Below are 8,907 nucleotides of genomic sequence, written 5' to 3'. Positions count from 1 at the left end.
CCGGCCAGCCGCGGCGCCAGCGACTGGCGGCGGGCGGTGCGCAGCGCGGTGGCGAGCACGCCGGCCAGCCGGCTGTCCCCGCCCCGGCCTAGTTCGTCCAGCCGGGCCGAGACCTCGGCCAATTCCTCCGGTGGGCAGCAGAGTTCGGGAAGGTGCAGGGCGGCCGCGAGGGCGGCAGGTTCGGGCAGCGCACCGGAGCGTACGGCCCAGAGCGCGGAGCTCGGGCCGAGCCCGTTCTCCACCACCGCGGCGTGCATCCAGTGGGTGCCGGTGCGCACGTGCCGCGGGCGGACCCACTTGGCGACCCGCTCGCCGAACTCGGCCCGGGGGAAGCCCCGGACCGTCCGCACCACGTACCCCTCCTGCCGGTCGAGGTCCAACCGCAGGGCGCGCAGGGCCCGTTCGTCGTAGCGGCCGCGCCACAGCACCCGAGGGGCGGGGATGCCGAGGCGGCGCAGGAAGCGGACGGTGTCGTCCCAGTCCAGGCAGTGGTCCTGGCCGTCGGGCCCGGTCGTCCAGACCGAGAAGCCGTAGAACCAGCTCTCCAGATCGGTGTACGGGATCGAGTGCCGGGCGAACAGGTTCTCGCCGCAGATCCGCCAGCCGTCCGGGATGCGCGGGGCGATCCGGCCCTGGAGGCCCTTCACCCAGGCGCGGGAGGGGTGGTGGCCGGAGTCCAGCGAGCGGGCGTGCAGGCCGTCGCGGTAGAGCGTGGTGTTCTCGCCGTCGAGCTTCTCGGTGACGACGACCTCGGCGCCGGTCAGCGCGGACAGGTCCCCGGTCCGTACGTCGTCCGCCGTGGCGCCCGGTGACCAGGGCAGATGCGGCGTCCGGGGGTAGTGCACACGCATGTCCGGCTCCCTGGGCGTTCTTGATCCGGCGGCCACTGTAGGAGCGGCCGCGAAGCCCCGGCCACCGATTAAACGGGACTGGTGAGGGTGCCCCTCGGCAGCTGGGGGCCCGGGCGACACGCGGGCAGGAACGTCCCTGCACCCCCGTGCCGCACCCGCGCGGTGCAATGGCGCCACCCGACACGCCGTCAACAGGGGAGGCCGACAGGTGGAGACGAGGGCGAAGGACGCGGGCCCGGTCCGGGTGCTGGACGTGGCGAGCGCCGACTACCGCCGGGCGTTCGAACTGTTCCTCGCCGGCACGGACGAGAAGCCGATCACCCACGCCTGGCTGGGCGAGATCGCGGCCGCCCTGCCGCACCGCCGCGTCCTGCTGGACCTCGGCGCGGGAGACGGCCGCACCACCGCCTACCTGAGCCGCTCCTTCGACCGGACGATCGCGGTGGAGCCCAGCGCCGCGATGCGCGAGAAGCTCGGCACTGCCTGCCCCGACGCCCTGGTCCTCCCGGAGCCGCTCGACCGGGTCCACCCGCCCGAGCAGGGCGACCTCGTCCACCTCTCCCACGTGCTCTACTACGTGCCCGAGGTGGACTGGCTCGGCACCGTCACCCGCGCCCTGGACTGGACGGCCCCCGGCGGCACCCTCCTGGTCGTGCTCCAGAACCCGGAGAGCCCCTGCATGCGGATGGCCGCGCACTTCACCGGCGTCCGCTACGACCTCGGCCCGCTCGCCGATCGCCTGCGTGAACGGCACCCGGAGCACGGCTACGCCCTCGAAACCCTCGACCTCCACTACCGCACGCCCCACCTCGCCGAGGCGGTGGACGTCGCCGAGTTCATGGTCAACGTCGCCGACCTGGCCGCCCTGGACCCGCTCCCCTCCCGCGCGGCCCTGACCGCCTACGTCCAGGACCACTTCGCGCTCCCCGCAGACGGCTACGCCATCGGCCACACCCAGGACATGCTGATCATCCGCCGCGCCGCCCAGGCCTGAACCGCAGCGGCGGACACCCACCCCCGACCAGGGCCCAGGGATGCCCGACGCCACCCCGTCCTGCCGCGACCTCCGCGCCCTGGCGATCGACCGCTCCCCCAGGCGCTCCCCGGAGCGCAGCCACACCCGGGGCCTGATCGACCCCAGCACCGGCATCCTGGAACGTCCGGGCGTCGAGGTCGAACGTGAGTCGAAGGAGCGCAGGGTGTGCCGGTGGGGTGGCTTCCGGGCCTTCGGTTGCCTCGGCCGGCCGCGGGCGGTCAGTGCGTCGGGCCCTGGACCGCTTCGTCCTCGTCCTGCATGTCGGCGGCATCGCTGAGACCGAGGCGCAGGTGCTCGATGTGGTAGACGGCCTGGTCGAGGAGTTCGGCGACGTGGTTGTCGTAGAGCGCGTAGACGACCGAGCGGCCCTGGCGGGTGCCGACGACGAGGCCGAGGTTGCGGAGCAGTCGCAGTTGGTGGGAGCAGGCGGACTGCTCCATGCCGACCTCGGTGGCGAGTTCGGTGGCGGCGCAGGGGCCCTCGCGCAGGCGGGAGAGGATCAGCAGGCGGGAGGGGGTGGCCAGGGCCTGCAGGGTGGTGGCCACCCGGGCGGCGCTGGCTGCGTCCAGGCGCGTGCGCGGGACGGCGGTGGCGGGAGCGGCTCCATGACCCATGGGGGCAATACTACAACTCATAAATGAAGGAGCGTTCATATGTTCATGTATGGTGGACGGGTCGTCGGTCCTGCCCTGCCCTGAAGGGTTCCTCTGCCATGTCCTCCACCCTGATCGAGCGCCCCGCGCCCGCGGCCGCGCCTCGTTCGGATGCCGCCCCGCGCCGCCGCACGCGGGTCTTCGCACTGCCCGAGGCCCGCTGGGCCGCCGCCGCGACGGTGCTGTTCCTGATCGCGCTGCCGCTCCAGCTGACCGGCGCCCCCGCCTGGGCCTGGGGCCCGCTGTACGTCCTCGCCTACGCGACCGGCGGGTGGGAGCCGGCGTGGGCGGGGTTGCAGGCGCTGCGCGAGAAGACCCTCGACGTCGACCTGCTGATGATCGTCGCCGCGCTCGGGGCTGCGGCGGTCGGGCAGGTGATGGACGGCGCGCTGCTGATCGTCATCTTCGCCACCTCCGGCGCCCTGGAGGCGCTGGCCACCGCCCGTACCGCCGACTCGGTGCGCGGACTGCTCGACCTCGCCCCGGCCACCGCCACCCGGCTGCTGCCCGACGGCGGCGAGGAGACCGTGCCCACCGAGGAGCTCGCGGTCGGTGAGACCGTCCTCGTGCGTCCCGGTGAGCGGATCGGCGCCGACGGCAAGGTTCTCGACGGTGCGAGCGAGGTCGACCAGGCCACCATCACCGGCGAGCCGCTGCCCGTGGCCAAGGAGACCGGGGACGAGGTCTTCGCCGGAACCCTCAACGGCAACGGCGCGCTGCGGATCCGGGTCGAGCGGGACGCCTCCGACTCGGTGATCGCCCGGATCGTCGCCATGGTCGAGGAGGCCTCCGAGACCAAGGCGCCCACCCAGCTCTTCATCGAGAAGGTCGAACAGCGCTACTCGATCAGCATGGTCATCGCGACTCTCGCCGTCTTCGCCGTCCCGCTCGCCTTCGGCGCGGCCTTCACCGGCTCGCTGCTGCGCGCGATGACCTTCATGATCGTCGCCTCCCCGTGCGCGGTGGTGCTGGCCACCATGCCGCCGCTGCTCTCCGCCATCGCCAACGCCGGACGCCACGGCGTGCTGGTGAAGTCCGCTGTCGTGATGGAGCGCCTCGGCCAGGTCGACACCGTCGCGCTGGACAAGACCGGCACGCTCACGGAGGGCACCCCGCGCGTCACCGACCTCCGTCCCCTCACCGGTTCCGGCCTCACCGAGGAGGAGCTGCTGGCGCTCGCCGCCGCGGCCGAGCACCCCAGCGAGCACCCGCTGGCCCGCGCCGTCGTCGACGCCGCCCGCACCCGGGGCCTCGCCCTGGCCGACGCCGAGCACTTCGCCTCCACCCCGGGCGTCGGCATCACCGCCACGGTCGAGGGCCGCACCATCGCGGTCGGTGCACCGACGCGGCTGATCAACGGCCGTACGGACACGGCCTCCGCCCACGCCGCCGTCATCGCCGCCGAGCTGGAGGAGACCGGCCGCACCGCCGTCCTGGTGGAGGCGGACGGCGTCCCGGTCGGCGTGCTCGGCATCGCCGACCGGCTGCGCCCCGACGCCGCCGACACCGTGACCGCCCTGACCGGGCTCACCGGCCGCACGCCCATGCTGCTCACCGGTGACAACCCGCGTGCCGCCGCCCACCTCGCGGCCGAGGTCGGCATCACGGAGGTGCGGGCCGGTCTGCTGCCGCAGGACAAGGTCGCCGCCGTCCGCGAGCAGGAGACGGCCGGGCGCAAGGTGCTGGTGATCGGCGACGGCGTCAACGACGCGCCCGCGCTCGCCGCCGCCCACACCGGCATCGCGATGGGCCGGGCCGGCTCCGACCTCGCCCTGGAGACCGCCGACGCCGTGATCGTGCGCGACGAACTCGCCACCGTCCCCGCCGTGGTGGCACTCTCCCGGCGGGCCCGCGGCTTCGTGGTGCAGAACCTTGTGATCGCCTCGGTGTTCATCTCGGTGCTGGTCGTCTGGGACCTGGTCGCCACCCTGCCGCTGCCGCTGGGCGTGCTCGGCCACGAGGGCTCGACGGTGATCGTCGGCCTCAACGGCCTGCGGCTGCTGCGCGAGGCCGCCTGGACCAGGGCCCGTGCCGAGGGCGGCCGGTGAGCCGTCGAAGCAGGAAGGCCGTCGCCCCCGTGAAGGGGGCGGCGGCCCGCTGCACCGTCGCCGTCTGCCGGGGCTGCTGCTGCGGCACCCCGAAGGTGCCCGGTGTGGACCACGCCGCCCGGCTCGAAGACCTCCGCACCTCGCTCGCGGGGATCGCGAACGTGCGCCCGACCGGCTGCCTGGACGCCTGCGAGCAGGCCAACGTGATGGTGGTCCAGCCCTCCGCCGAGGGCCGCAAGGCCGGCGGGCGCCCCGTGTGGCTCGCCCTGGTCAACGACGCCGAAGCCGCCCGCGACATCACCGCCTGGGTCGAGGCCGGCGGCCCCGGACTCGCCGATCCGCCGGGCGTCCTCGACCTCTACGCCTTCCGGCCCTCCCGCCGGATCCGCCAGGCGCTCGACGACTGAACCGGACCCGCACCGAGGGGATGTGACGCGGGAAACAGCGGCAATGAGTATCAAGAGGAGGTAAAGCCCCGGTATGGTCTACCCCTGCGAAGGGGAGTAGCCCCGCGAACCGGTCGTCGACACACTGGAGTCATCCGCCTCCCGGTGGCCGGGCCCGTGATTCGGTACGGATCCGGGCGGGCGAGACCTTCGGTCCATGGTCGACGACGGAAACAGCGCGTCGGCGGGGCCGAAGCCTGCCCGTGCCCCTCGCGCCGGCCGTCCTTCGGACCCGCGCCGAGGCGGGAAGGCAGGACGGATCCCGTGATCCATTTCGTGTTGCTCATCGTCTGCGCGGTGGCGATCTACCTCTCGTGCGAGTGGTTCGTCAACGCGGTCGAATGGCTGGGTGAGCGCCTCAACGTCGGGAAGATGGCGGTCGGTACGATCCTGGCCGCCTTCGGCACCGCGCTGCCCGAGTCGGTGGTGACCCTGGTCGCGGTCACCACGGGGGCCACCCAGGAGGCCAGGAACATCGGCGTGGGTGCCGCCATGGGCGGTCCGCTCGCCCTCGCCACGGTCGCCTACGGTGTCACCGGTGTGATGCTCCTGCTCCACCGCCGAAAGGCGCGCAGCGCGGCTGCGGCCCCCGTTCCGGTGGGGGTCGGCGGACGGAACGACGCGGTCGCGTCCATCGGCGGCGTCCCCGGCGGCGGCCAAGCGCTCGGCGGCGAGAGGGACATGAAGCGGCTGGCCAAGGACCAGAGCTGGTTCCTGCCGATCTTCGCCGTCAAGGTCGCGCTCGGTCTGGTCGCCTTCGCGTTCAAGCCCGCCCTCGGCATCCTGTTCTTCGCGGCGTACGCGGTCTACTTCTGGCGGGAGATCCGCAGCAGCCGCGCCGAGGGCGAGGAGGAGGACGAGGAGGAGCTGGAACCGCTGAAGTTCCAGCGGAAGAAGGCGTCCCCCGACACCTGGGCGGTGGTGGCCCAGACGCTCGCCACCTTGGTGGTGATCTTCTTCGCCGCGCACTTCTTCGTGAAGCAGCTCGACGTGATCGGTCCGATGCTCGGCCTGTCGGCCACCGTGACGGCTCTTCTGCTGTCCCCGATCGCCACCGAACTGCCGGAGATCATGAACGCCGTCATCTGGGTCCGTCAGGGCAAGACCAAGCTCGCCCTCGCGAACATCTCGGGCGCGATGATGATCCAGGCCACCGTCCCCAGCGGTATCGGCCTGCTGTTCACCAGCTGGCACTTCGACGGTGCGCTGCTGTGGTCCGGGGTCGTCACCATGGCCGCGATCGTCTACCTCCTGCTGACCATGCGTGCCCACAAACTGACCCCGGCCCGGCTCGGTGTGACGGCGCTGCTCTACGCCGTCTTCGCGGCCGGGCTGATTCCCGTCCTCAACTGATCGCGACGGGAGCTGTCTGACGCCCCGGTGGCGCGGTTCGGCCACAGGCCGGGCCCGCGCCCCGGTCCCGGCCCCGGTCGAGGACGACGAGGGCTGATCCCACAGAGCACGGCATCTTCGACAGCAGGACTGCCCTCAGCCGCGCGAGGTGGCGCGCAGGCGCAGGCCGTCAGGTGCGAGACCTCCGAAGGTGGTGACCTGGTAGCCGGGTTCCGGTCCGGGCGGCTCGCTCACGTGGTAGCGGCGGGCGGTCTGCGCGGTCAGGAGCGTCAGCACGGCCATGGCCAGAGCGGCTCCCTCGCAGCCGTGCGGCCCGGTGCCGAAGGAGAGGAAGGCCCCGGGTTTCGCCGGCGAGCCCGCATCGTCGAGCCAGCGTTCGGGCTGGAACCGGTCCGGTTCGGAGTGTTCCCGTGCGTCGCGTTGGGCGGTGTAGGGGCAGACGAGAACGGTGGACCCGGCGTCGATGGTGTAGCCGGCGAGCTGGGTCCGTCGCGTGGTACGCCGGGTCAGGAGCCAGCTCGGGGGGTGCAGTCGAAGCACCTCGTGTACCAGCGCCCGGGTGTATCGCAGGCTGTCGAGGTGGGTGCTGGTCGTCGCGGCCGGGTCCGCGGGCAGCAGGGCGGCTTCTTCCGCGACGAGGCCCGCCGCCCGGGGGTACCGGGCCAGGTGGAGCAGGATCCATCCGGCCGCCCGGGAAGGCGTCTCGAAGGTGGCGACGGTGATTCCGGGGAGACTGTCGAGGATGGCCTCTTCCGGCAGCAGGCCGTAGCGGGGGGAGGGCCGGAGCATCTGCCCCAGCACGTCGTCACCGAGGCTGCCCGACGAACGGCGCCGGCGGACGATGGGCCGCAGCGCGTCGGTGAAGGCGATTTGCTGTCGGGTGCGGAACCGTCGTGCCGGTGTGGGGATCCAGCGCGGCCACACCCAGCGCGAGGGGCGTACGAGCAACTCCCGGGCCTGGAAGAGCTGTGAGGCGAAGGGCAGCAGGGTGGGTGCGTCCTCGGAGAAGAGGTAGCGCACGCCGATCTCCGCCAGGGCGTGCCGGACCGGGGGCAGGATCTCGACATCCTGGCCGGTGGGCCATTGGTCGGCGAATCGAGCGGTCCCCGGCGCGATCTCACCGATCCGGGCTGCGACCGCCTGGGGGCGCAGTCCGCGCATCCGCGCGGCGTGAGCGTTCGCCCGCTCCTCAGGCGTCGGTGCTCCGCTCGCCCGCTTCAACGGCGGGAAGAGGGGCGAGGGGGGCTTGGGGAAGTCCTGCTCGCGGCGCAGGACTGCTTCACACGGCCCGGCCGCAGCGGTGACGTAGACGCCCGGGTCCAGCTGCCAGACGTCTCCGCACTCGTCAGCGCCACGGCGCGCTACCGCCAGCCGGTCGCGGCTCCAGGCCGCGAAGCTGCCTTCGGGCAGCCGGGGCGGCTCGTTCATGCGGCCCATGAGATCGTCCCTGACCCTCTTACCCGTCCAGGCCGATGTCGTCGGCGGCGTGGCCGGGAGCCGGCGGACGCCCGAGGGCGTTCGCCGGCAGTGCCGTCAGGTCCAGTCGTGTTCGCCGTACGCACCGTAGTGGCGGGTGAAGGACAGCTTGCTGAGCAGCTTGGCAATCATGATGCGCTCCTCTCGCCTGGCTTCAGCACCAAGTGCCATATATTCCATACTTCCACATACGCCATATGTGTCATATCCGGGGCATCGGTCGCACGTATGGATACGGGCGCGTGCTTGCGGGCCGGGCCCGCAGCCGGCCGACGCCGACCTGGCGCTGGAGGTCAGTGCCGCCCCCGGCCTTGGGATATGGCGGTGCCGGCTACCTCAGGATCGAGGGGTGTCAGCGCCCCTGAGGAACGGAACAGCCGGCACGTGAACCGGCAACCTCGCAATTCGGGATGACGAGGTTCCTGAACGATGGGGCCGGTACGGCTGAACGTCCTCGAACCGGGGCCCGTCAACTGCCCGTGGCCGCATGCTTGGCCAGCTCCGGGAGTGCCTCCAGGCCGTGGGCGGTCTCGGCCGCGCAGGGGGCGGTCGAGGCGGCGAGGCCGGCGAGCGTGGCGGCGGACCAGATGTGGCGGCGCGGGGCGGGGCGAGCAGGACGGTGACCCTGCGTGGCACAGCGCCGAGCGTGGCCGGGCAAAGGCGTCCGAGGCGCCCGAGCAGGCCGATGGCTGCTGCGGGGACGCGGCTGCGGGCCCGGGTGCGGCGGGCGGCGAGGGCGTCCTTGCCGACGGTGCGGGCGGCCCGCTCGCGGTCGCCGACGGCTACGACGGCGCTCTCGTCGGCCCAGCGCTCCGGCGAGACCCGGGTGGTCGCCCTGGACGCGGTCACCGTGTCCGTGCCGCGCGGTGAGTTCGTCGCGATCACGGGCCACTCCGGCTCCGGCAAGTCCACTCTGATGCACCGTCCGGCCGAGCTGCCCGGCGGTCAGCAGCAACGCGTGGCGTGTGCCCGCGCGCCGGCGAGCCGGCCGGAGGCGGCGACGGCGGTCAGGCCGGCCGGTCCTGCTGGCCCCCGGACCAAGGC

At 72.9% G+C, this 8,907-nt stretch carries 8 protein-coding genes; 5 read left to right on the top strand and 3 right to left on the bottom strand.

The genetic code is table 11. The annotated features are described in order from the left end of the window. Nucleotides 1-851: RNA ligase family protein (locus tag KS423_RS30300; protein WP_224282968.1), on the bottom strand; the 851-nt coding region annotated here is incomplete at its 3' end. Between the two features lie 208 nt (nt 852-1,059). On the opposite strand from KS423_RS30300, the gene KS423_RS30295 reads away from it, so the two are divergent. Further along, entirely contained in the window at nt 1,060-1,845 is a 786-nt protein-coding gene (locus KS423_RS30295; RefSeq protein WP_224282967.1) for a methyltransferase domain-containing protein, read from the top strand. 260 nt (nt 1,846-2,105) lie between these two features. On the opposite strand, the gene KS423_RS30290 is transcribed toward KS423_RS30295, so the two are convergent. Further along, nucleotides 2,106-2,501, bottom strand: coding sequence for a metalloregulator ArsR/SmtB family transcription factor (locus KS423_RS30290; protein WP_224282966.1), 396 nt, complete (start codon nt 2,499-2,501; stop codon nt 2,106-2,108). Nucleotides 2,502-2,599: 98 nt separating this feature from the next. Between KS423_RS30290 and KS423_RS30285 the strand changes: the two genes are divergently transcribed. From KS423_RS30285 to KS423_RS30275, 3 genes are all read left to right on the top strand, one after another. Next, nucleotides 2,600-4,588: a heavy metal translocating P-type ATPase gene (locus KS423_RS30285; protein WP_224282965.1), complete on the top strand. Its 1,989-nt coding sequence runs from the start codon at nt 2,600-2,602 to the stop codon at nt 4,586-4,588. After that, nucleotides 4,585-4,995, top strand: a complete 411-nt coding sequence (locus KS423_RS30280; RefSeq protein WP_224282964.1) for a (2Fe-2S) ferredoxin domain-containing protein — start codon at nt 4,585-4,587, stop codon at nt 4,993-4,995. The genes KS423_RS30285 and KS423_RS30280 overlap by 4 nt, the downstream gene beginning before the upstream one ends. A gap of 303 nt (nt 4,996-5,298) precedes the next feature. Next, nucleotides 5,299-6,387: a sodium:calcium antiporter gene (locus KS423_RS30275; protein ID WP_224282963.1), complete on the top strand. Its 1,089-nt coding sequence runs from the start codon at nt 5,299-5,301 to the stop codon at nt 6,385-6,387. 135 nt (nt 6,388-6,522) lie between these two features. Here KS423_RS30275 and KS423_RS30270 read toward each other — a convergent pair whose 3' ends face one another. Next, entirely contained in the window at nt 6,523-7,815 is a 1,293-nt protein-coding gene (locus KS423_RS30270; RefSeq protein WP_224282962.1) for a cytochrome P450, read from the bottom strand. Nucleotides 7,816-8,548: 733 nt separating this feature from the next. On the opposite strand from KS423_RS30270, the gene KS423_RS30265 reads away from it, so the two are divergent. Then, nucleotides 8,549-8,907 (top strand): ATP-binding cassette domain-containing protein (locus tag KS423_RS30265; protein ID WP_224282961.1); only part of this gene is annotated, 359 nt, incomplete at its 3' end.

Origin of the sequence: Streptomyces sp. LS1784 (assembly GCF_020103755.1) — a bacterium.
GTDB lineage: Bacteria > Actinomycetota > Actinomycetes > Streptomycetales > Streptomycetaceae > Kitasatospora.
The sequence above is the reverse complement of the archived record's forward strand: the minus strand, read 5'-3'. Positions and strand labels throughout refer to the sequence as shown.

Coding starts and splice junctions, on each gene's coding strand:
- KS423_RS30270 (WP_224282962.1), bottom strand. CDS start 7,815: ATGAACGAGCCGCCCCGGCTGCCCGAAGGCAGCTTCGCGGCCTGGAGC.
- KS423_RS30285 (WP_224282965.1), top strand. CDS start 2,600: ATGTCCTCCACCCTGATCGAGCGCCCCGCGCCCGCGGCCGCGCCTCGT.
- KS423_RS30290 (WP_224282966.1), bottom strand. CDS start 2,501: ATGGGTCATGGAGCCGCTCCCGCCACCGCCGTCCCGCGCACGCGCCTG.